The sequence below is a fragment of the Veillonellaceae bacterium genome (assembly GCA_012523975.1).
Lineage (GTDB): Bacteria > Bacillota > Negativicutes > JAAYSF01 > JAAYSF01 > JAAYSF01.
On the sequence record JAAYSF010000050.1, the window covers coordinates 66,091 to 87,949 of the forward strand.

The 21,859-nt window shown below is 45.3% G+C and carries 21 protein-coding genes; 20 read left to right on the plus strand and 1 reads right to left on the minus strand.

Annotated elements, in window-relative coordinates; genetic code table 11:
• The first annotated feature begins 2 nt into the window (after positions 1-2).
• The 4 genes from truA to GX348_07170 all read left to right on the plus strand — a co-directional run bounded on the left by truA (position 3) and on the right by GX348_07170 (position 2,544).
• Positions 3-746, plus strand: a complete 744-nt coding sequence (truA, locus tag GX348_07155) for a tRNA pseudouridine(38-40) synthase TruA (GenBank protein NLP41960.1) — start codon at positions 3-5, stop codon at positions 744-746.
• Positions 747-916: 170 nt separating this feature from the next.
• Positions 917-1,357, plus strand: coding sequence for a 50S ribosomal protein L13 (gene rplM, locus GX348_07160; GenBank protein ID NLP41961.1), 441 nt, complete (start codon positions 917-919; stop codon positions 1,355-1,357).
• A gap of 22 nt (positions 1,358-1,379) precedes the next feature.
• On the plus strand, positions 1,380-1,772 hold the full coding sequence (gene rpsI, locus GX348_07165) for a 30S ribosomal protein S9 (GenBank protein NLP41962.1): 393 nt from the start codon (positions 1,380-1,382) through the stop codon (positions 1,770-1,772).
• Between the two features lie 118 nt (positions 1,773-1,890).
• A complete protein-coding gene (locus tag GX348_07170) occupies positions 1,891-2,544 on the plus strand; it encodes a hypothetical protein (protein ID NLP41963.1) in 654 nt (217 codons plus the stop codon).
• A 27-nt stretch (positions 2,545-2,571) separates the two neighbouring features.
• Here the strand turns inward: GX348_07170 and GX348_07175 are convergent, their stop codons facing one another.
• A complete protein-coding gene (locus GX348_07175; GenBank protein ID NLP41964.1) occupies positions 2,572-3,330 on the minus strand; it encodes a glycosyl transferase family 51 in 759 nt (252 codons plus the stop codon).
• A 160-nt stretch (positions 3,331-3,490) separates the two neighbouring features.
• Between GX348_07175 and GX348_07180 the strand changes: the two genes are divergently transcribed.
• The 16 genes from GX348_07180 to glmS all read left to right on the plus strand — a co-directional run bounded on the left by GX348_07180 (position 3,491) and on the right by glmS (position 21,837).
• On the plus strand, positions 3,491-4,201 hold the full coding sequence (locus tag GX348_07180) for a cell wall hydrolase (GenBank protein ID NLP41965.1): 711 nt from the start codon (positions 3,491-3,493) through the stop codon (positions 4,199-4,201).
• Positions 4,202-4,315: 114 nt separating this feature from the next.
• Complete coding sequence (amrB, locus tag GX348_07185; GenBank protein ID NLP41966.1) at positions 4,316-5,143, plus strand: AmmeMemoRadiSam system protein B; 828 nt, start codon at positions 4,316-4,318, stop codon at positions 5,141-5,143.
• On the plus strand, positions 5,136-5,651 hold the full coding sequence (amrA, locus tag GX348_07190) for an AmmeMemoRadiSam system protein A (GenBank protein NLP41967.1): 516 nt from the start codon (positions 5,136-5,138) through the stop codon (positions 5,649-5,651). The genes amrB and amrA overlap by 8 nt, the downstream gene beginning before the upstream one ends.
• 34 nt (positions 5,652-5,685) lie before the next feature.
• Complete coding sequence (amrS, locus tag GX348_07195; GenBank protein ID NLP41968.1) at positions 5,686-6,675, plus strand: AmmeMemoRadiSam system radical SAM enzyme; 990 nt, start codon at positions 5,686-5,688, stop codon at positions 6,673-6,675.
• A gap of 117 nt (positions 6,676-6,792) precedes the next feature.
• On the plus strand, positions 6,793-7,827 hold the full coding sequence (locus GX348_07200; GenBank protein ID NLP41969.1) for an N-acetyl-gamma-glutamyl-phosphate reductase: 1,035 nt from the start codon (positions 6,793-6,795) through the stop codon (positions 7,825-7,827).
• A gap of 78 nt (positions 7,828-7,905) precedes the next feature.
• Entirely contained in the window at positions 7,906-9,114 is a 1,209-nt protein-coding gene (gene argJ / locus GX348_07205) for a bifunctional glutamate N-acetyltransferase/amino-acid acetyltransferase ArgJ (GenBank protein NLP41970.1), read from the plus strand.
• A 19-nt stretch (positions 9,115-9,133) separates the two neighbouring features.
• Entirely contained in the window at positions 9,134-10,018 is an 885-nt protein-coding gene (gene argB / locus GX348_07210) for an acetylglutamate kinase (protein NLP41971.1), read from the plus strand.
• A 38-nt stretch (positions 10,019-10,056) separates the two neighbouring features.
• Positions 10,057-11,229, plus strand: coding sequence for an acetylornithine transaminase (locus tag GX348_07215; GenBank protein ID NLP41972.1), 1,173 nt, complete (start codon positions 10,057-10,059; stop codon positions 11,227-11,229).
• 185 nt (positions 11,230-11,414) lie between these two features.
• A complete protein-coding gene (argF, locus tag GX348_07220; protein ID NLP41973.1) occupies positions 11,415-12,353 on the plus strand; it encodes an ornithine carbamoyltransferase in 939 nt (312 codons plus the stop codon).
• Between the two features lie 48 nt (positions 12,354-12,401).
• A complete protein-coding gene (locus tag GX348_07225) occupies positions 12,402-13,613 on the plus strand; it encodes an argininosuccinate synthase (protein ID NLP41974.1) in 1,212 nt (403 codons plus the stop codon).
• Positions 13,613-15,025: an argininosuccinate lyase gene (gene argH / locus GX348_07230; GenBank protein NLP41975.1), complete on the plus strand. Its 1,413-nt coding sequence runs from the start codon at positions 13,613-13,615 to the stop codon at positions 15,023-15,025. The genes GX348_07225 and argH overlap by 1 nt, the downstream gene beginning before the upstream one ends.
• 90 nt (positions 15,026-15,115) lie before the next feature.
• Entirely contained in the window at positions 15,116-16,186 is a 1,071-nt protein-coding gene (locus GX348_07235) for a branched-chain amino acid aminotransferase (GenBank protein ID NLP41976.1), read from the plus strand.
• A 136-nt stretch (positions 16,187-16,322) separates the two neighbouring features.
• Positions 16,323-17,138, plus strand: coding sequence for a TIGR00159 family protein (locus GX348_07240; GenBank protein ID NLP41977.1), 816 nt, complete (start codon positions 16,323-16,325; stop codon positions 17,136-17,138).
• On the plus strand, positions 17,138-18,055 hold the full coding sequence (locus GX348_07245; protein ID NLP41978.1) for a hypothetical protein: 918 nt from the start codon (positions 17,138-17,140) through the stop codon (positions 18,053-18,055). Before GX348_07240 ends, GX348_07245 begins: the two co-directional genes overlap by 1 nt.
• 228 nt (positions 18,056-18,283) lie before the next feature.
• Positions 18,284-19,630, plus strand: coding sequence for a phosphoglucosamine mutase (locus GX348_07250; GenBank protein ID NLP41979.1), 1,347 nt, complete (start codon positions 18,284-18,286; stop codon positions 19,628-19,630).
• A 377-nt stretch (positions 19,631-20,007) separates the two neighbouring features.
• A complete protein-coding gene (gene glmS, locus GX348_07255) occupies positions 20,008-21,837 on the plus strand; it encodes a glutamine--fructose-6-phosphate transaminase (isomerizing) (GenBank protein NLP41980.1) in 1,830 nt (609 codons plus the stop codon).
• The last annotated feature ends 22 nt before the right edge of the window (positions 21,838-21,859 follow it).

Here is a 21,859-nt window from a genome sequence, read left to right on the forward strand (position 1 = left end):
ATATGACAAGTGTACGCAATCTTAAACTTACGATTGCCTATGACGGCACAAACTATCACGGGTTTCAGCGTCAAAAAAACTGCATGACTATCCAGCAGACAGTTGAAGATAAACTTGCCAAGCTGTTTGGCCACCAACTTAAAATAACAGGCGCCGGCCGGACTGATGCCGGGGTCCATGCCTACGGCCAAGTGGTAAGTTTCTCAACTACCGGAACAATTCCGGCGGAAAGAATACCGTTAGCAGCCAGATCTATTCTGCCTGACGATATCGTTGTTTTATCAGGTCAAGAGATGCAGCCTGATTTCAACGCCCGCTTTAGTGCGCAGGGTAAGATTTATATTTATCGCGTGTATCAGAATAAACTACCTGATCCGTTCTATCGCAACTATACCTGGCACATACCTAAGCTGCTTAATGTACAAGCTATTAACAACGCAGCACAATTAATAGTCGGCACTCATGATTTTTCAGCCTTTCGCGCCGCCGGTGGTGACGCAAAAAATCCTGTCAGAACGATATTCGAGGCATCTTGTCATACAGAAGGTCAAATGCTGGAATTTAGGTTCTGGGGAAACGGTTTTTTATATCATATGGTACGCAATCTTGTAGGAACACTGGTAGATGTCGGCTTGGAAAAAATTAATCAGGCTGAATTTGCCGCTATACTGGCCGGCCGTGACCGTAGGCAAGCAGGTGTAACAGCCCCGCCGCAAGGCCTTTATTTGCAGCAGGTCTTCTACTGACGATGAGCTAAAAATAAAGTTGATGCTTACAAGGTAAAAACCTTGACATTAGCATGGCCATTTATTACAATAGCCTTATGAGATTTTTGTCATGGTTTCCCTTAGCCCCGGAATTCCTGAACCAAAAATCCCATTTGCTCTGAACGCTAGCAATAAGGAGGGATATCGACATGAAAACAACATTCATGGCAAACGCCGCCACTATCGAACGTAAGTGGTACGTAGTAGATGCCGAAGGTAAAACTTTAGGTAGACTAGCTGCTGAAGTTGCAAAGATTCTTCGCGGCAAACATAAACCGACCTACACACCGCATGTTGATACCGGCGATCATGTTATCGTAGTTAACGCTGATAAAGTTGTGCTCACTGGTAAAAAACTTGTTCAAAAGACTTACTTCCGTCATTCTGGTTACCCAGGTGGAACTACTTTCACCCCAGCTGGCAAACTGTTGGCTGACAGACCGGAAAGATTGGTTGAATTCGCGGTTAAAGGTATGCTGCCGAAAAACCGTCTTGGTCGTGCAATGTATCGCAAACTCAAAGTATATCGCGGCCCGGCTCATCCGCATGAAGCTCAAAAGCCCGAAGTACTTGAATTAAATATTAAATAAACCGGAAGGGAGGAACATTTAAATGGCATTGGTTAACTACTACGGCACAGGCCGCAGAAAGACCTCGGTTGCCAGAGTTCGTCTGGTTCCGGGAGAAGGCAATATCACTATTAATGGCCGTCAAGTTTTAGAATACTTCGGTCGTCCGACGCTTGAGCTTATCGTTAAGCAACCGCTTAACTTAACCGATACTCTCGGTAAATACGATGTTATTGCCAAAGTTGAGGGAGGGGGCCCATCCGGGCAAGCCGGCGCAGTACGTCATGGTATCGCCCGTGCTCTGCTCCGCGTTGACCTTGACTACCGTTCATCACTAAAAAAAGCTGGTTTCTTAACCCGCGACCCGCGTGAAAAAGAACGCCGCAAATACGGCCTCAAAAAAGCGCGTAAAGCTTCTCAGTTCTCAAAACGTTAATACAACATTCAACCCAGAAAGAATTATCTTTCTGGGTTTTGTTTTTGCTTGATTCGGCAGGATTATTATCCCTTAAAGTGTAATATTATCCATATTATGAAGTATGGGGGAATCTTAAATGAAGAAACTCGCGGCGGCTGCTTTGATGGCCGTTATGACCATTACCGGCAGCACGGCTTTTGCCAGCCTTGATGACACAAAAACCACTATTGCCAGCCAGTATGGTGAATATCGCATGGCCATAGATACTGATAATCAATTATGGCCTAAGCAAGAATGGGAGCAAAAGGGCAAAAAAAGGGCTAAAGCGGCCTCATTTACCTATAGCTTTGAACGTCAGGGTTTGGGAATTCAAATGGAAGTAATGTATCTGAATGACCGGCCTGAGGCTCCGGTAATAGCACAACGGTTTACGCCGAATATGGCGATTAAAATTAAGGAATTAAAGGACTATTTTCCTGAAGTTTATCAATTAGTAACACATCCAAAGGCTGAGGTTTTTATTAGCTATGACCAGGTTACAAGACAGTTTCAGGAACTGCAGTCTCCGGTAACTATGGGGGTTGCAGTCAAAGCTGAGCCGGCATTACATAAAGGTAACTATACAGTTTTAGCTTTTAATATTCAGGAAGAAGGCCGCCTGATAAAGGACCCGAAATTCATCGATGAAAATACATATATCCGCGAATTTACCATAGAACGAACTAAACGCATGGTTGTTCAAGAACAGTTCGATAGTGATAACTACAAGCCAATTAAAAATTTCTTTTAAATAAAAAAGAGGCTATTAGCCTCTTTTTTATTTGGCGAGTTTTATCGGTGTCAGCTTAGCTTGTTCAGCCATACTGGGACTGATATAACCGTTCTTAACCATTGTCGAAAGTACCACAGCCTGCCGGCCTTTAGCGGCGGAAAAGTTAACGTAGGGGGAAATCAATGAAGGAGCATTGGGCAGACCGGCTAACATTGAACACTCGGCCAAAGTGAGCTTCGCCGGCTCTTTGCCGAAATATATCTTGGCGGCTTGATCAATACCATAAGTGCCTGACCCAAAATATACGGTATTAAGATACATTTCAAGGATTTCCTCTTTTGAATAGCGCATTTCCATATCGATTGCCAATATAATCTCTTCGACTTTACGCGTGAGTGATCTGTCGTGGGTCAAAAATAGATTGCGGACAAGCTGTTGAGTAATAGTGCTGCCGCCTTCCACGATTGAACCGCTCTGAAGGTTGACCAGACTTGCGCGGATAATGCCTTCGATATCGAATCCCACATGCTGGTAGTAGCGGTTATCCTCAACTGCAATGACGGCCTGCTGCATCGTGAGCGGGATATCTTCAAGCTTTGTATAGTTGTTCTTGTTTAGTTTGGCATTAACAGCCGATTTAAGAGCGATTACCCGGTATAATTTGTCCCAGCCGTTTTTCAGACTTGAAATCGTTTGTTCGGTTTGTTTTGACGGTACCACCGAATTAATCAGGCTGCCGCCCCCTGCGTATAAAAATGATGCGGCAAACAAAATAACAAGCAGAATAAAAAAACGCTTACCCATTACGCCTCCTTAAATTGGTGAACCAATTTAACTCCGATTTTAGATTGCGATATTATCAATTATTATTTTACAGCAAATGTCGTTTTTTGGCTATACTGGGCGGCATAGCCCTTACTTTTCCGGCATAATGTGTAGGGAGTGATTTCGGGGGGGATGCATTGTGCGCATTTTATCAGTTCGTCGCAAAGTTCTGCAAAAGATAGTTGTATTTAGCATTGTAGTTGTGGCCATCAATTTATTGACATTGCAGTATTTTGTTTCCGAAGACATAGATTCTACTGATCTCTCTAGCCTGGCAGGAAAGGTTATTGCTCTAGACCCTGGCCATGGGGGGATTGACAGCGGTGCCAAAGGTAATGGTTTATCGGAAAAGGATATTACGCTGGCCATAGCCTTAAAGCTTGCTGATATTTTAAAAGCAAACGGCGCGCAGGTAATAATGACTCGTGAAGGCGACAATGATTACTATACACGCGGTAAGGGCGGAAAACGGAACGATTTACTAAAACGCGCAGAAATTATCAATACTTCGGGCGCTCAGCTATTTGTAAGTGTTCATTGCAATGCTATCCGTGATGAACGGCAGAAAGGCGCACAGATTTTTTACGGTAATCAAGACAATAAAGGATTGGCTGAGATAGCCCAGCTAGCCTTAAAAGGCTTTCCGCCCGGTAATCGCCGTCAGGCTAAGCAGGATAACGACATTGTTTTGTTGAAAGCAACCACTATTCCGGGTATATTAGTAGAAACGGGTTATATAACAAATAAAACCGAGGCAAATTTGCTGGCAGATAGCTCATATCAACAAAAACTGGCAAATCAGATTGCTAAAGCCTTAGCGTATCATTTTAGCCAAAATGCAGCAAGATAAACTAAAGTCTGTTGAAATGCGCCTTGCTATGCTCGTTTTTGAACAGACTAGGGTTTAGGATGTATTGGTACTCAAAGGAGTGATATAGTGACAAAACTGGTAAGTTGCGCTCTCATGCCGCATCCGCCAATTATGATTCCTGAAGTTGGTGGAAGTGAGCTAGTTAAAATACAGGCTACTGTCAATTCGGCTGAAGAAGTAGCTCGCTTAATAAAAGAAGATAACCCCCAAACCATCGTAATTATTACCCCCCATGGTCCGGTCTTTGAAGATGCTGCCAGCATCAGTATTCATCCCCGTTTAAAAGGTAACTTGGCTGCTTTTGGCGTTCCAGATGTTTCGGTTGCCTTTGAAACTGACGGCCTGTTAGTCCGGCACATTTTAAAACAAGCCAAACGCCTTGGTGTAAACCTAATAGAACTAACGGACGACTTAGCAAAGAACTACCGCCTCAACTTGGAACTCGACCATGGTGCAGTGGTACCATTATATTATTTACATAAAGCTGGTTTTAAAGGCCAGCTTGTCCATTTATCCATTGGAATGATGCCCTACGAGGAAATGTACACCTTTGGCAAGGCCGTTCAAGCGGCTATTGATATGGCGGACAAGAAGGTGACTGTGATTGCGTCAGGAGATTTATCGCACCGGCTAACACTGGACGCTCCTGCCGGCTATAGTCCGCGCGGCAAGGAGTTTGATGAACTGCTGCTTGAAGCAATTAAGAATCACGACGTCAAAGCGCTTTTAAATATTGATCCTCAGCTAGTTGATGAGGCAGGCGAGTGCGGCCTAAGGCCAGTACTGTTCATGATGGGGGTTTTGGGAGGCTTGGAGTCTACGGCCAAAATTCTGTCCTATGAAGGCCCCTTTGGAGTAGGCTATGGTATAGCATTCATCAGTGTTAAGGACAGTGAAAAGGGAGGCAATAAAAGTGGCTGAGGTCAGTGCACCCGTAAAATTGGCTCAGGATAGTTTAAGGCACTATCTTGAAACCGGACAGAAAATCCCTATCCCCAAGGAACTGCCGCCCGAACTTGCCAATAGAGCAGGCGCCTTTGTCTCATTGAAAAAGTCTGGTCAATTGCGCGGCTGTATTGGAACTTTTAAACCTACCCAGCCCAACCTGGCCGCCGAGATAATAGAGATGGCCATCAGTGCCGGCATTCATGATCCCCGTTTTGAACCGGTAAGACTTGATGAGCTTCCTGATATAGAGTTTTCAGTTGATATTTTGTCTGCTCCCGAGAAGGTAGACAGTATCAAGGAACTTGATCCGCAGAAGTACGGCGTTATTGTCAAACGCGGCTACCGCAGCGGACTGCTGCTGCCGGCACTTGAAGGCGTCGATACTGTTGAAGAACAAATTGGGATTGCCATGCAGAAGGCCGGGATAGCGCCTGACCAAGAAATCGAATTATTCCGCTTTTTTGTAACTAGATATCATTAAAACGGCTCATCAGCCATATTCTGAGGTGACATTGATGCGCGAGGCACGGTATTATCGCACGGAGGATAGCAAAGCCATCTGTCAGCTTTGTCCCAAGGAATGCATAATTGGGCAAGGTCGGACAGGCTTTTGCCGGGTGCGTAAGAACATTGACGGTAAGTTATATACTCAGAATTACGCCGCCTGTTCATCATATGCACTGGACCCGATTGAAAAAAAACCGCTTTACCACTTTTATCCCGGCAACTATATTCTTTCGCTTGGTACTTGGGGTTGCAACTTTGCCTGTCAGTTTTGTCAGAATTGGCAGATTGCCCAAGCCGACCCGGAGACTATCGAACTGCTGCCCGATAAGGCCGTTGAGCTCGCCCTCAAGCAAGGAAAGCGAAATATTGGCATTGCTTTTACCTATTCCGAGCCCAGCGTGTGGTACGAATACATATTGGATACAGCTAAAGCCGGTCATGAAGCCGGGCTTAAAAATGTGCTTGTAACCAATGGCTTTATAAATAAGGATCCGCTCGCTGAACTGCTTCCGTTTATCGACGCGCTGAATATCGACATAAAGGCCTTTAACAGCGAATATTACCATAAAATTTGCGCCGGCCGGCTTGATGATGTAAAAAGAACAGTAGAGCAGGCTGCTGAGGACTGTCATGTTGAAATCACAACGCTGATAGTTCCAAACCTTAATGACAGCCAGGCAGAACTGCGTGATCTGGCTAAGTGGCTAGCCGGTATAAGCAAAGATATTCCACTGCATTTTTCCCGTTACTTTCCTAACTACAAGATGCGGGAGCAGCCAACGCCGTTAAAAACTATGGAAATGGCTTATGAAACTGCCCGGCAGTATTTAAACTATGTTTATTTAGGCAACATTGGCAGTAACGGCAGTGATACCTACTGTCCACGATGCGGGCAGGTGGTCATCGACCGTTATGGGGAAAAGAGTTCTCTGACCGATGATAAAAAATGCCTGGCCTGCGGAATGCAGATAAAAATCAGCGGAACAGTGGCATTTTAAAATAACTCGGCGAAAGCCGAGTTTTTTAGTTACGTGTCGGCCGCGTGTTTTTAAAAAACATATTGCATTAATATTCAATATGGGTGTATAATTATAACTAATATAGGGGGAGATGTCATGAAAGTCAGCATAATCGGTGCAACAGGTTATACCGGCGAAGAGCTGCTGCGCATATTATCCGGCCATCCCGAAGCCGAAATTGTTCATATTACGTCTGAAAGCAGCACCGGTATAGCGATTAATAATGCATACCCGCATTTGACCAAGTTTTACGATAACACCTTAGACAGTCTTAAAGACTTAACAACGATTGCAGCTAATAGTGATGTTGTCTTTATTGGTTTGCCCCATGGCCATGCCATGGCCGTCGGTAAACAGTTGGCCGGGCAAAATGTCAAGATTATTGATCTTGGGGCCGATTATCGGTTCCGTGATACCAAGGTCTATGAAAAGTGGTATAAAGTCGAACACACCCATCAGGAAGCTAAAGCTGTATATGGCTTAACCGAACTGTACCGACAACAGGTAAAGACAGCAAATATTGTGGGTAATCCTGGCTGTTATACGACAGCAAGCATCTTGGCGCTAGCGCCGTTGGCAAAGAACAACCTGATTAAACTAGATACCATTATTGTTGATGCCAAATCTGGCGTTTCGGGGGCAGGACGCAGTCTCAGCCTAAACAGCCATTTCACCGAGATGTTTGAAAACTTAAAAGCCTATAATGTTGGGGGTCATCGCCACACTCCGGAGATTGAGCAGGCTTTGACAGAATTAGCCGGTCAAGAGGTTGTAATAAATTTCACACCGCATCTCATTCCGATGGCCCGTGGTATTTTAAGCACCTGCTATGCCAGCCTTAACCAAGGTGTAACGGCGGAGCAAGTAGATGAAGCCTTTAACGCGCTGTATGGCGAGGAATATTTTATCCGTCTGTTAGGCCGTGGCGGCTACCCTGCCACTAAAAATACCCGAGGCTCAAATTTCTGCGATATCGGTTGGCACGTTGACAGCCGCACCAATCGCGTCGTTGTCATCTCGGCAATCGATAACCTTGTCAAAGGCGCTGCAGGTCAGGCCGTACAAAATATGAATGTCTTATTTGGCTTGGATGAAAAAACCGGTTTAACACAAGCACCGTTATATCCATGATAGATTTGAAAATTAGTAATTTAGAAAATAGAAATAGAAAATATGAAAGCAAGCTAAGTAAATAAGGAGGCAACTAATATGATTAATATAATTGATCCGATGATAACAGCTCCGAAGGGGTTTAAAGCGTCTGGTGTTAAGGCCGGCATCAAAAAGAGCGGTAAAGAAGACTTAGCCATCGTTTATAGTACTGTTCCGGCAGCCGGAGCAGCTGTTTTTACCACCAACGTAATGGCGGCCGCGCCGGTTATTGTTTCCCGCCGCAATGTTGCAGGCGGCAAAATATCGGCATTCGTTGTTAATGCCGGCTGCGCTAATGCCTGCACGGGCGATGTCGGATTAGCGAATGCTGAGGCAATGGCGCGCAAAACAGCGTCACTGCTTAATATTGAGGAAAACCAGGTAGTAGTAGCTTCAACAGGTATTATCGGTGTAAATTTACCGATGGATAAAGTTGAAGCAGGTATTGAAAAAGCCGTAAATATGCTGTCGGAAGACGACCACAATAAAGCCCGCCAAGCTATCATGACGACCGATACCTTCCCTAAATCAGTGGCAATCGATTTTATGTTCGGTGATGCCAAAGTAACAATGGCCGGTATGGCTAAGGGTTCAGGCATGATTCATCCTAATATGGCCACCATGCTTGCTTTCATAACTACCGACGCGGCAATAACACCGGAACTGCTACAAAAGGCGTTAACCGATGCTGTTAATGTTTCTTTTAACATGATTACCGTCGACGGTGACACCAGCACTAATGACATGGTAGCGGTAATGGCCAATGGACTTGCCGGAAACAGACTTATCGACAGTGCTGACATGCCGGAATATATAAACTTCTCCATTGCGCTCCGCGAACTTTGCATTGTTCTGGCCAAAATGGTAGCACGTGACGGTGAAGGCGCGACAAAATTCTTGGAAATAACAGTAAAAGGAGCAGAAAGTTTCGCAGATGCCAAGAAAGCGGCAATGGCTATTGCCAAATCCCCGCTCGTTAAAACTGCTTTCTTTGGTCAGGACCCTAACTGGGGACGGATAATCTGCGCCGTAGGCTATTCAGAGGCCAATGTGACTCCAGAAAAAACCTCGCTTTTAATTGGCAATGTCAAACTGGTTGACGGCGGACTGCCGCTTGACTACGATGAGCAGGCGCTGCGGGCGGTTATGGCGGCGCATGATATCAAAGTTACGGTTGATTTGGGCATGGGCCAAGAAGAAGCTACTGTTTGGACCTGCGATTTCTCTTATGAATATGTAAAAATCAACGGTGAGTACCACACCTAAGCATAAGGGGGCGATTAAAATAAGCAGTGCAATTGAACAAGCGGCGGTGCTAATTGAAGCTTTGCCGTATATGCAGAAATTCTATGGCAAAACCATCGTAATAAAATACGGCGGTAACGCCATGATTAATAATCAGCTGAAGCATAGCGTCATCAAGGACATTATCCTGATGAAATATATTGGCATGAAGCCGGTTGTTGTCCATGGGGGCGGCCCGGAAATTACCGGTATGCTCAAGCAGATGGGCAAACAGTCGGCCTTCGTCAGCGGCCTCAGAATAACCGATGAGGAAACAGTGTCGGTCGCTGAAATGGTATTGGTCGGGAAAATTAACACTGAGATTGTCAGTCTTATTAATCACCAAGGCGCTAAGGCGGTCGGTCTGAGCGGCAAAGACGCTGACCTTATCATTGCCAAGAAGCACTTGGCTAAAGTTCATGAGAATGATGAGATCAAGGAAGTGGATATTGGCTTTGTCGGCGATATCGAGAAGATTAATACTGATATACTAACAACTCTCCTTGACAATGACTATATACCGGTAATCGCGCCCGTCGGCGTCAGCACTGCCAATGAAACCTACAATATCAACGCTGATTATGTAGCAGGTGAAGTAGCCGGAGCACTCAAAGCCGAGAAGCTATTGCTGCTGACCGATACCGAAGGTATTTACCGTGATTATCATGACAAGAGCACTTTTATCTCAACTTTAGGTTTTACTGAAGCTCAGCAGATGATTAAAAGCCATGCTATTGATGGTGGGATGATTCCGAAAGTAGAATCATGTATCCGGGCCTTGGCGGGCGGGGCGGTAAAGACGCATATTATTGACGGTCGGCAGCCGCATTCGCTATTGCTTGAAGTATTCACCGCCAAGGGAATTGGTACTGAAGTTGTTAAATAGCCGTATAGAGGTGAAGTTTTGTGGATAAAAACCAAATCATGGAGCTCGACCGGCAGCATTATATGCCGGTGTTCGCCCGGTATCCAATCGTTTTATCCCATGGCGAAGGTCCGTATGTATATGATGCCGAGGGTAAAAAATATTTAGACTTTCTGGCCGGTATCGCGGTAAATGTGCTGGGTCATGCTCATCCTAAACTGGTAGCGGCTATTGCCAAGCAAGCCGGCAAGCTTATTCATTGTTCAAATCTGTATTACACTGAGGAACAAGCCATGTTAGTAACTTCGCTGGCTGAACTAAGCGGACTCGATAAGGTTTTCCTAGCCAATAGCGGGGCCGAAGCCAATGAGGGCGCTATAAAACTGGCGCGAAAATACGGTAAGACAATTAGTCCGGATAAACTCGAAATAATTTCGGCTGAACATGGCTTTCACGGGCGGACGTTGGCTACCTTGACAGCAACAGCCCAGCCTAAGTATCAAAAAGGCTATGAGCCCCTGCCGGCCGGCTTTAAATATGTGCCCTATAATGACTTCGAGGCGCTCAAAGCAGCGGTGACGCCTAATACCTGCGCAATTATGCTTGAACCGATTCAAGGTGAAGGCGGTGTCAATGTACCGGCCGAAGGTTATTTGGAAAAAGTCCGTCAGCTATGCGATCAACAAGACATTCTGCTGATCTTCGATGAAATTCAGACAGGCGTGGGCCGAACCGGTAAGATGTTTGCTTATGAGCATTTTAATATCAAGCCCGATATTGTAACCATGGCCAAAGGCTTAGGCGGCGGTGTACCGATAGGGGCATTTTTAGCTCAAGACAAGGTGGCCAATGTCTTCGGCCCTGGCGATCATGGCTCAACCTTCGGCGGCAATCCGTTGGCGTGCGCTGCAGCTAATGCTGTGTTACGCGTAATGAAGGAAGAAAACCTTGCTTCCAACGCTGAAGCGGTAGGTTCATATATGGTAGAAGCGCTGAAAAAGCTTCAACAAAAGTATCCTGCGCTTATCACTGAGGTTCGCGGTAAGGGATTGATGATTGGAATTAATCTTAGTCAGCCCGGGCGTGATATTGTCGGAAAGTGTCTAGATAAAGGCGTTATCATTAACTGTACAGCCGGAAACGTGCTGAGATTGGTACCGCCGCTCAATATCAGCAAAAGTCATGCTGATGAAGTAGTTAAGGTGCTAGACGAAGTTTTGGCAACGTTATAGTTAAAAGATAGATCGCCGTGCTACGCTCGCGATGACAGCTAGGAAATTAGGTTAGTCAAGCTAGATAATTGTACAGCTTAATGATGTCATTGCGAACACAACGGAGCGAAGTGTGATGAACAATTTACCGAAACTGTTAATTTTATCATATTTGCGTGTTATAATTGTTAAGTGGGGGAAAAACTATGGTCCTAAAGGGAAAAAAAGACTTACTGTCAATTCATGACTTGTCGTGTGCCGAAGTGCAGCAAATTCTTGAGTTGGCGGCAGAACTCAAAGCCAAGCAAAAAAAGGGAATAGAGCATCACATCTTAAAGGGTAAAACACTCGGGATGATTTTTGAGAAAGCATCAACCCGTACACGCGTTTCTTTTGAGGTAGGAATGTGGCAGCTTGGCGGCATGGGTTTGTTTTTGAGTTCGAGAGATATGCAGATAGGCCGGGGTGAGCCGATAAAGGATACCGCGCGGGTTCTATCCCGTTATGTTGACGGAATCATGATCCGGACATTTTCACATGATATCGTCACTGAGTTAGCTCAATATGCAACAGTACCGGTAATAAACGCCCTTACAGACTTGCAGCATCCCTGTCAGGCGCTCGCCGATATTTTCACTGTTATGGAGCATAAAGGCAATTTAAAAGGTCTTAAGATGACCTATATCGGAGACTGTAATAACATGGCGAACTCGCTTATGCATGCCTGTGCTAAAGTTGGCATGGATATTACGATAGCTGCCCCACAAGAGTATGCACCCAATGAGGTTATAGTGGCTGAGGCTGTGGCAGATGCCGCCTTAACCGGCAGCAAAATCACTATTTGTACTGATCCCCTGGAAGCCGCAAAAGATGCTGATGTCCTTTATACCGATGTATGGGCAAGCATGGGGCAGGAGGCCGAACAGCAAATTCGGGCCAAAGTTTTTGCAAATTATCAGGTCAACGCGGACACCTTAAAAGTTGCCAAGCCTGATGCGATAATTCTCCATTGTCTGCCAGCCCACCGGGGCGAGGAAATAACGGACGAGGCTATTGAAAGTAAGCAATCAGCGGTATTCGACCAAGCCGAAAACAGATTGCATGTTCAAAAAGCGATTATGGCGCTATTAATGGGTGACATTTAAGCCGTTTGACCAAGTCAAGCGTCAAAATAAAAGGAGGCCCTCTTTAAAATGAGTGATATTAAAAAAGTAGTGTTAGCATATTCCGGTGGACTTGATACATCAGTAATCATTCCCTGGCTAAAAGAAAACTACAACTGTGAAGTAATCGCCATGTGCGCTGATGTCGGCCAAGGCGATGAGCTCAACACTGTTAGGGAAAAAGCGCTGAAATCAGGCGCCAGCAAAGTTTATATTGAGGATCTGACTAAGCCGTTTATTGAAGAATATGTATGGCCGACCTTAAAGGCCGGCGCAGTTTATGAAGGCAAATATCTGTTAGGTACTTCCTTCGCCAGACCAATCATTGCTAAAGCTATGGTTGAAATAGCTGAAAAAGAAGGCGCTGACGCTATTGCTCACGGCGCAACAGGTAAAGGCAATGACCAAGTTCGCTTTGAACTCACCGTTAAAGCGCTGGCACCTCATCTTGCAATAATCGCTCCTTGGCGGCTGTGGGACATCCGTTCCCGTGAAGATGCTATCGATTATGCTGAAAAGCACAATGTGCCTGTTCCGGTCACCAAAAAGCGTCCATATAGCATGGACCGCAATATCTGGCATTTGAGCCATGAAGGCGCTGACTTAGAGGATCCATGGAATGAGCCACAGGATGATGTTTTCATGGTTACGAAAACTCCGGAGCAAGCTCCTGATAAAGCATCATATATTGAAATTGAATTTGAAAAAGGTATCCCGGTTGCTGTTAACGGTGAAAAGCTAGACGCTGTTGCTCTGCTTGAAAAGCTTAATGCTATTGGCGCAGAAAATGGCATCGGCATTACTGACATAGTTGAAAACCGCCTTGTTGGCATGAAATCGCGTGGCGTTTATGAGAATCCCGGCGGAGCAATTTTGTATTATGCTCACCGTGAACTCGAATATTTGACTCTTGACCGGGCAACACTTCACTATAAAGAGCAAGTTGCTGTCCGTTATGCTGAACTGGTTTATGATGGAATGTGGTTCTCGCCGCTTCGCGAAGCCCTGGATGCGTTTGTTGACTCGACCCAACAAACAGTATCCGGCACAGTTCGCTTGAAACTTTATAAAGGAAATATAATGAGTGCTGGCAGTAAGTCGCCATACTCCTTGTATCACGAAGGTTTTGTAACTTTCGGTCGTGATGAAGTATACAACCAAGCAGACGCCGAAGGCTTTATCAACCTCTTCGGACTGCCGCTAAAAGTCCGCGCTCTGATGCAGAAAGAGGCGAAAAAGTAATGAGCATGTGGGGCGGTCGGTTCACAAAAAGTACCGACGTTTTGGTGGAGGAATTTACTTCCTCCATTTCTTTTGATAGCAGAATGTATCGTGAAGACATTGCCGGCAGCATTGCTCATGCGACTATGCTGGCTAAATGCGGCATTATTTCCCAGGATGAAGCTGACCTTATCATCAACGGTTTAAAAGAAATCCTGGCCGAGATTGAAGCCGGTAAGTTTGAATTTACCATTGCACTTGAAGATGTTCATATGAATATTGAAAGACGGTTAACAGAACGTATCGGCGCGGTTGGTGGCAAGCTGCACACCGCCCGCAGCCGGAATGATCAGGTAGCTGTTGACACGCATATGTATTTGCGGCGCGAGTTAGGGACAATCGCGAAGCTGCTAGTTGACCTAGAAGAAGCGGTCTTAGAGGTATCACAGAAATACCAAGATGTTATCATGCCGGGTTATACGCACTTACAGCGGGCGCAGCCAATCTTATTCTCGCATCACATGCTGGCCTACTTTTATATGTTTGCCCGCGACTTCTCCCGTTTGAACGGTGTTTATGAGCGTACCGACATCATGCCGCTTGGCGCCGGCGCACTGGCTGGGACAACCTTCCCAATTGATCGCCATTTTGTAGCTGAACAGCTTAAGTTCAGCAAGGTTTATGAAAACAGTATTGATGCTGTTAGTGATCGTGACTACATCTTAGAGTTCTTATCCTTTGCCTCAATTTTAATGATGCACCTGAGCCGCATCAGCGAAGAAATAATCCTCTGGTCGTCAACCGAGTTTTCCTTCATCGACCTCGACGATGCCCATTGCACCGGTTCGAGCATTATGCCGCAAAAGAAAAACCCTGATGTAGCAGAACTTGTCAGAGGCAAAACCGGGCGGGTGTTTGGCCATCTTATGGCCATGCTGACAGTAGCCAAAGGCTTGCCACTGGCCTATAACAAAGACTTGCAAGAGGACAAGGAAGGCTTGTTTGATACCATTGATACCGTTAAATTCAGTCTAACGGTATATGCTTCAATGCTCAAAGCCATGAAAGTCAACGGTCCGCGCATGACTGATGCTGTGCGCAAAGATTTTTCAAACGCCACCGATATGGCGGACTATCTCGTGAAAAAAGGCCTGCCGTTCCGCCAAGCTCATGAAGTGGTAGGCAAATCAGTTCGCTACTGTATCGACAATAACAAATGGCTGATGGATTTGTCGCTGGACGAGTTTAAACAGTTTTCACCCTTGTTTGAAAATGATATTATCGAAGCCATAAAGATTGAAACTTGTGTAAGCGCTCGTAACTCGTATGGTGGAACATCGTACGCCCAGGTAGAACAATCATTAACAACTGCCCAAGCAATAGTTAACAATCAGCAAAGAATACTTGACACGTATACAAAAAACGCTATATAATATGGCTAATTCGCACGGGAATAGTTCCCAAAATGTAACGTTGTAAACACCTTTTATCCTACTGCCCACTTAAAATAAGGAGGCCATATCATGGAATTAGCTATCAATACCATTGAAAAACGAGGCCAAATGCTGCCGGAAGATCAGCTTGGTTTCGGTAAACACTTTACCGACCACATGTTTGTAATGGATTACAATCGCGAGCAGGGCTGGCATTCCCCGCGTATTACCGCCTACGACGAATTTGCCTGTTTCCCGGCGGCTATGGTATTCCATTACGGTCAGGCTATCTTTGAAGGTATAAAAGCCTTCCGAACAGTCGATAACCGTATCGCTATTTTTAGGACCAAGGATTATTTGAACCGCTTCAATCGTTCGGCTGACGCTCTCTGCATCCCAAGAATCGATGTTGACTTTGTCGCTGATTCGCTTAGAAAACTGGTCGAAATAGACAAAGACTGGGTGCCGGCTTCGGTTGGGACTGCTCTTTATATCCGTCCGTTTATAATTGCCACTGACCCCTACGTTGGTGTAAAGGTATCTGATACTTACAAGCTGTTCATTATCCTGTCGCCGGTTGGCGCTTATTATGCAGCTGGTTTTAACCCGGTTAAAATCAAAGTTGAGGACAGATTCGTCCGTGCAGTACAAGGCGGTCTTGGGGAAGCTAAGACCCCGGCCAACTATGCAGCAAGCTTAAGAGCCGAATACGAAGCCAAAAAAGCTGGTTTTGCTCAAGTATTATGGCTTGATGCCGTTGAACGGAAATATATCGAAGAAGTTGGCACAATGAACATCTTCTTTAAAATTAACGGCGAAATTATCACTCCGGCTCTTCAAGGAAGTATCCTAGGCGGCATGACGAGAAGAACAGTCCTCGAACTGTGCCGTGAATGGGGCGTAAAAGCTACCGAACGCCGCATTTCAATCGATGAAGTATATGAAGCATATACCAAGGGTCAGTTAGAAGAGGTATTCGGTACCGGTACAGCTGCCGTTATTTCGCCTGTTGGTGAGTTAACTTGGAAGGATAAGACAATGACTATCAACAATAATAAGACCGGCGAGTTCGCGCAAAAGCTCTTTGACTCAGTTACCGGTATCCAATATGCTAAGTTGGAAGACAAACACGGCTGGGTTGACGAAGTTTGTAAATTATAGTGTCCAAATACCTCCTGTTAATTAATTACAGGAGGTGTTTATTTTTAAATTCCGCAAAAAATTGTTAAAGGTTTTTCCTGATAATGGGTAGAATAGATTAATGGATATAGATGATATTTTGTTGAGGAGTTTTTAGATGTTTTTTCAAATTCATGGCATTATATCTACAATTACTTTTTTAGATCTTATTGATATAGCAATTGTCGCTTTTGTGCTGTACAAGCTGTATTTTATGATAAAAGATACCCGTGCAACTGCGCTTCTAAAGGGACTGGTTGTTTTATTAATGGCTAACTTTGTCAGTAAGTGGCTAGGTCTCAATGTCATTTACTGGCTGCTGCAGAAAACCATGACGGTCGTCCTGGTTGCTTTACCGATAGTGTTTCAGCCAGAATTGAGAAGAGCGCTGGAGCAGCTCGGACGCGGCAAACTATTCAGCAAAACAGCCGCTTTGGACGAAGCAGCTGCGGCCAATTTGATTGAAAGTATTACTAAAACAGTGACTGTCTTAGCCCAAAATAAAATCGGTGCGCTAATCGTGCTGGAGCGCGAAACCGGATTAAACGACTATATAGAAACAGGAATAAAAATTGATGGTGTGGTTTCAAGCGAATTTCTTATTAATATATTTATCCCTAATACACCGTTGCACGATGGCGCAGCGATCCTGCGCGGCAATCGCATTATGGCGGCCGGCTGTTTATTACCGCTGACCGAGGATCGGTCGCTAAATAAGGAACTAGGTACAAGGCATCGGGCGGCAATCGGTATTTCTGAGCAGACTGACGCCTTGGTTATCGTTGTCAGTGAAGAATCTGGCGTAATTTCAATAGCGCGCGGAGGACGGCTTGATAGGCATTTAGATACCGAAACCTTGAAGGAAAAATTGCGCCCATTGTTTGCTACCAGGCAGAATTCCCTAGCTGATTTTCTCAACTGGAGGCAATCATAATGGATAGATTTCCTAAAAAAAATTTAACAGCTAAAATAATAGCAGTAGTATTTGCTACAATTCTCTGGCTTTTCGTAATGAACGAGCAGAATCCACCGCTTGAAGTTACTTATCAGGCCCCACTTGAAGTTCGCAACCTAGCCAGCAATATGGTAATCAGCGAAACTCCGGATTATGTAAGAGTCAGAGTTCGCGGGCCACGGAGCGTTGTTGCCGGTATTTCAACTCAGGATATTAAGGCATACATCGATGTCAGGGGCGTATCGGAAGGAATAAATACCGTAAAAGTAAATATGTCAACGCCGTCAAATATTGATATTGTTGAAATAATGCCTGATAAAATATCGATTCAGCTTGATGCGGTTATCAGCCGTCCTGTTCAAGTTGAAATAAGACCGATCGGAACTCCGCCGACCGGCTTAACGGTAGCGAAAAGCAGTGCTAATGTATCATCAGTACGGGTTGAAGGGCCGCGTACGCAGCTAGAGACTGTTGATAAGGTTATCGCCTTAGTTGATGTTAATAATAAATCGGCTGATTTTACTGCCGAGGTGCCGCTCATCGCCGTTAATCCACAAGGCAAGGAACTTAAAGGGGTAACCTTGACTCCGCAAAAGGCTGCTGTTACCTTACATCTGGCGGGAATCAACAAGAAGACGGTCGATGTAAAAACTATCCTGGTCAGTGAAGTTCCCAGGAATGTAGTATTGCGAAGGATAATAACCGAACCGGATAAAATTGAAATTTCCGGCGATCCGACTCTAATTGAGAAGATTGAGTCGGTGTTTACCGAACCGATAAATCTTGCCAATATTGATAAACCGGTCGAGGTTCAGGCTCAATTACAATTACGAGAAGGCATAATAACAAAGACTACTAATGTTACTGTACGAATCGACATTGAAAAAAGACCGTAGCATTGCACGAGCCGGATTCTAAAAGGAGAGACCAGTTGTTGCTTAGACTAACTAATAATCTTCGTGTATCATTGGATGATAATTTGGCGTTAGCCAATTTAGCCACGCCGGCTTTAACTGCCACCTCAGGCTGTGCTTGAGGTGGTTGTTGTGCGCCGAGAGCCTTGATGCGCAATCTATTATGCAAAAATATAAGCTATAATTGTTATTTGAGAAGGGAGAATGTTGATGGGAAGACTTTTTGGAACTGATGGTGTACGCGGACTTGCAAATAAAGAATTAACTCCGGAATTAGCCTTTAGAATGGGCTGGGCGGCGACAACTTATTTCGGTGAGGAAACTCATTCCCAACCCGTAATAATTATTGGCCGGGATACAAGAATTTCCGGTCAGATGTTGGAAGCAGCTTTAGCGGCCGGGATATGTTCAGCCGGTGGCAAGGCCATTTTGGCAGGTGTTGTACCGACTCCGGCAGTAGCTTATCTTACCCGTAAATATAAAGCCCAGGCTGGTGCCGTCATCTCGGCGTCGCATAATCCGTTTCCCGATAACGGTATAAAATTTTTTGCCGGCACTGGTTATAAACTGCCGGACGCAGTTGAAGATAAATTAGAGGAACTTGTTTCAATAGCGGCGCAGGAACAAATGACGCGTCCGACCGGGGAGACGGTAGGAACTATTGAACATGCCCATCGTCTTATTCAGGACTATATCGAGTATGTCTTGGAAACCGTGGAACAGGATTTCAGCGGTCTTAAAATTGTTGTCGACTGTGCTAATGGTGCAGCCTGTGAAGCAGCACCGGTCTTACTCACTAGGCTTGGCGCCGAGGTAGTTGTCCTCAATGATCAGCCCAATGGAATAAACATTAACCGCGACTGCGGTTCAACTTATTTAAAACAATTGCAGCAAGCCGTTATCGAACATAGAGCCGACATCGGTATTGCTCATGACGGTGATGCTGACCGCTGCCTGGCAGTTGATGAGAATGGCAAGGTAGTCGACGGCGACCAAATGATGGTTATCTGCGCGCTTGATCTTTTGAGAAATAGCCAGTTGGCCAAAAATACGCTTGTAGCTACCGTTATGAGCAATATCGGCCTTCACCAGGCCATTAAAAAAGCCGGCGGCAAGGTCGAAATCACCCCAGTCGGCGACCGTTATGTCCTTGAATCAATGTTAGAGCATGGCTATGTTTTAGGCGGCGAGCAATCCGGTCATATTATTTTCAGTCATTACAGCACTACAGGCGATGGTCTTATTACCGCGCTGCAATTGATTGCGGCAGTCAAAAAAAGTGGCAAGAAGCTGTCAGAACTGGCCGGCCTAATGACCATCTATCCGCAGCTGTTGGTAAATGTTCGAGTCAAAACAAAAGATGGCTGGGAAGATAACCAAGCAATTAAAGAGGCCATTGCCGAAGGCGATGCTGAACTAGGTGATAGCGGACGCATTTTAGTGCGGCCGTCAGGTACCGAGCCATTAATCAGGGTAATGGCTGAAGGCCCTAATATGACTGATCTTGAGCGGATTGTAAATACAATTGCCGAAGTTGTTCGAAAAGAACAGTCCTAGTTGACCGGAACTATTTATTATATTAAAATAGATTTGCATAGGAGCACCATGGTGCTCCTTTATTCATATAATAAGTATCCGAAGGAGGTGATAATGGATAGCAGCAAGTTATTTAACAAAGAATATTTTATAAGCGCTGGAACTTACTTTTGGATAAGTTTTCGATAATTTGGTTATAAGCGGCTGGCGAGCTAAAGCGTCAGACTCCGGAGGTAAGTTGACGAGGAAGAGGTTGTCGAGACTAATCAGCGGATGCCTCTCGGCCTTACTGCGGTCGATAAACAACCGACAAAACCGTGGGGTGACCTGCGGGACAAAACGGTTTAAGCAGACACAAGTTAATATAATGTAAAGACAACTTAGGAGGAATTTACCATATGTGTGGTATTGTTGGTTATATAGGCCCGAAAGAAGCCGCGCAATTTCTGATTGAAGGCATGACTAAGCTTGAATATCGCGGCTATGATTCCGCCGGAATCGCTGTTTTTGACGGTAATACTATTAATGTCGAAAAGAGTGTAGGCCGGCTTGGAGTATTAGAAAAGAAGATTGAGCAAAATCCGCCGCAGGGCCATGTCGGAATTGGCCACACCCGTTGGGCCACTCACGGCCGTCCGTCCGATGTGAACTCACACCCGCATACCGATTGCACCGGCAAATTCGTTGTTGTGCACAACGGTATTATCGAGAACTATCTTCATATTAAAGAAAAGCTGATTGCTAAAGGCCATGTCTTTACGTCAGAGACAGATACCGAAGTTGTTGCTCACCTTTTGGAAGAACACTGGAATGGTGATTTTGAAGCATCAGTTAAAAAGGTGCTTGCCGAAATCGAAGGTTCTTATGCGTTGGTATTCATGACCGAGCATGAGCCTGATAAAATTATTTGCACCAAGCAAGATAATCCGCTGGTTATCGGCTTAGGTGAAGGCGAGAATTTTGTTGCTTCTGATATTCCGGCCATTATCAACCGCACGCGCAAGACCTTTATCTTAAGCGACGGTGAAATGGCGATAATTACGAAAGATTCGGTATGGGTTCAGAACCGTCAAGGTGTCCCGATTACTAAGAAAGTCTTTGAAGTCAACTGGGATGCCGAAGCAGCCGAAAGAGGCGGCTATGAGCATTTCATGATTAAAGAGATTTATGAACAGCCTAAAGCAATTCGCGAAACCATGACCGGTCGTTTAGCCAAAGATGATAGTAGCATCATTCTTGATGAGCTTAAATGGACTAAAGAAGATGTTGCGGCAATTAAGAAAATTGTTATCGTTGCCTGCGGTACAGCCTATCATGCCGGGATTGTCGGCAAGTACTACCTAGAGCAATTAGCCCGCATGCCTGTTGAAGTCGATATTGCTTCGGAATTCCGCTACCGTTCGCCGCTGGTTGACGAGAACACATTAGCTATTGTGATCAGCCAATCGGGTGAAACAAGCGATACGTTGGCTGCGCTCAAAGAAGCCAAGCGTCTTGGGGCAAGAACGCTGGCCGTAACCAATGTTGTAGGTTCCTCAATCTCGCGGGAAGCTGACCAGGTTATCTACACTTGGGCCGGCCCTGAAATTGCAGTAGCCTCGACTAAAGCTTACACTACCCAGCTCATCACGATGTGTATGCTGGCACTCTATATTGCCGGTTTTAAAGAGACCCTTAAACCGGAACGTATGAAAGAACTTATCCACGGCCTAAGAGAACTTCCGGCTCAAGCCTACGAACTCTTAGAAGATGTGGAACCGATAAAAACCTTTGCGCAGCAGTATGGTTTTAATGAGGACGTTTTCTTCATCGGTCGCTCGCTCGACTATGCAGTAGCCCTTGAAGGCTCACTCAAACTCAAGGAAATTTCCTATATCCATGCCGAAGCCTATGCGGCCGGCGAACTCAAACACGGTACTTTAGCCCTGATTATTGAGGGAATTCCGGTAATCGCCCTGGCTACGCAAAAGGACGTTTACGAGAAAACCTTAAGCAACATTAAAGAAGTAAAAGCCCGTGACGCTGTAGTTATCGGTATTGCCCTGAATGGCGATGATCAGATCAGCAAATACGTAGACCACACCATCTTCATTCCGGCAACCGAAAAATACCTCACCCCGATTCTCTCAGTAATCCCGCTTCAACTGCTCGCCTACTACGCCGCCATAACCCGCGGCTGCGATGTAGATAAGCCAAGGAATTTGGCTAAGAGTGTTACTGTGGAATAAAGTTAAAATTAACTATGACCCA

Bases quoted from the DNA above. Each gene is read 5' to 3' on its own strand.
- GX348_07170 (NLP41963.1), top strand. From the start codon at position 1,891: ATGAAGAAACTCGCGGCGGCTGCTTTGATGGCCGTTATGACCATTACC.
- argF (NLP41973.1), top strand. From the start codon at position 11,415: ATGGTCCTAAAGGGAAAAAAAGACTTACTGTCAATTCATGACTTGTCG.
- GX348_07240 (NLP41977.1), top strand. From the start codon at position 16,323: ATGTTTTTTCAAATTCATGGCATTATATCTACAATTACTTTTTTAGAT.
- rplM (NLP41961.1), top strand. From the start codon at position 917: ATGAAAACAACATTCATGGCAAACGCCGCCACTATCGAACGTAAGTGG.
- GX348_07200 (NLP41969.1), top strand. From the start codon at position 6,793: ATGAAAGTCAGCATAATCGGTGCAACAGGTTATACCGGCGAAGAGCTG.
- glmS (NLP41980.1), top strand. From the start codon at position 20,008: ATGTGTGGTATTGTTGGTTATATAGGCCCGAAAGAAGCCGCGCAATTT.
- GX348_07225 (NLP41974.1), top strand. From the start codon at position 12,402: ATGAGTGATATTAAAAAAGTAGTGTTAGCATATTCCGGTGGACTTGAT.
- argJ (NLP41970.1), top strand. From the start codon at position 7,906: ATGATTAATATAATTGATCCGATGATAACAGCTCCGAAGGGGTTTAAA.
- amrB (NLP41966.1), top strand. From the start codon at position 4,316: ATGCCGCATCCGCCAATTATGATTCCTGAAGTTGGTGGAAGTGAGCTA.
- GX348_07250 (NLP41979.1), top strand. From the start codon at position 18,284: ATGGGAAGACTTTTTGGAACTGATGGTGTACGCGGACTTGCAAATAAA.
- truA (NLP41960.1), top strand. From the start codon at position 3: ATGACAAGTGTACGCAATCTTAAACTTACGATTGCCTATGACGGCACA.
- GX348_07175 (NLP41964.1), bottom strand. From the start codon at position 3,330: ATGGGTAAGCGTTTTTTTATTCTGCTTGTTATTTTGTTTGCCGCATCA.
- amrS (NLP41968.1), top strand. From the start codon at position 5,686: ATGCGCGAGGCACGGTATTATCGCACGGAGGATAGCAAAGCCATCTGT.
- argH (NLP41975.1), top strand. From the start codon at position 13,613: ATGAGCATGTGGGGCGGTCGGTTCACAAAAAGTACCGACGTTTTGGTG.
- GX348_07215 (NLP41972.1), top strand. From the start codon at position 10,057: ATGGAGCTCGACCGGCAGCATTATATGCCGGTGTTCGCCCGGTATCCA.
- rpsI (NLP41962.1), top strand. From the start codon at position 1,380: ATGGCATTGGTTAACTACTACGGCACAGGCCGCAGAAAGACCTCGGTT.
- GX348_07245 (NLP41978.1), top strand. From the start codon at position 17,138: ATGGATAGATTTCCTAAAAAAAATTTAACAGCTAAAATAATAGCAGTA.
- GX348_07235 (NLP41976.1), top strand. From the start codon at position 15,116: ATGGAATTAGCTATCAATACCATTGAAAAACGAGGCCAAATGCTGCCG.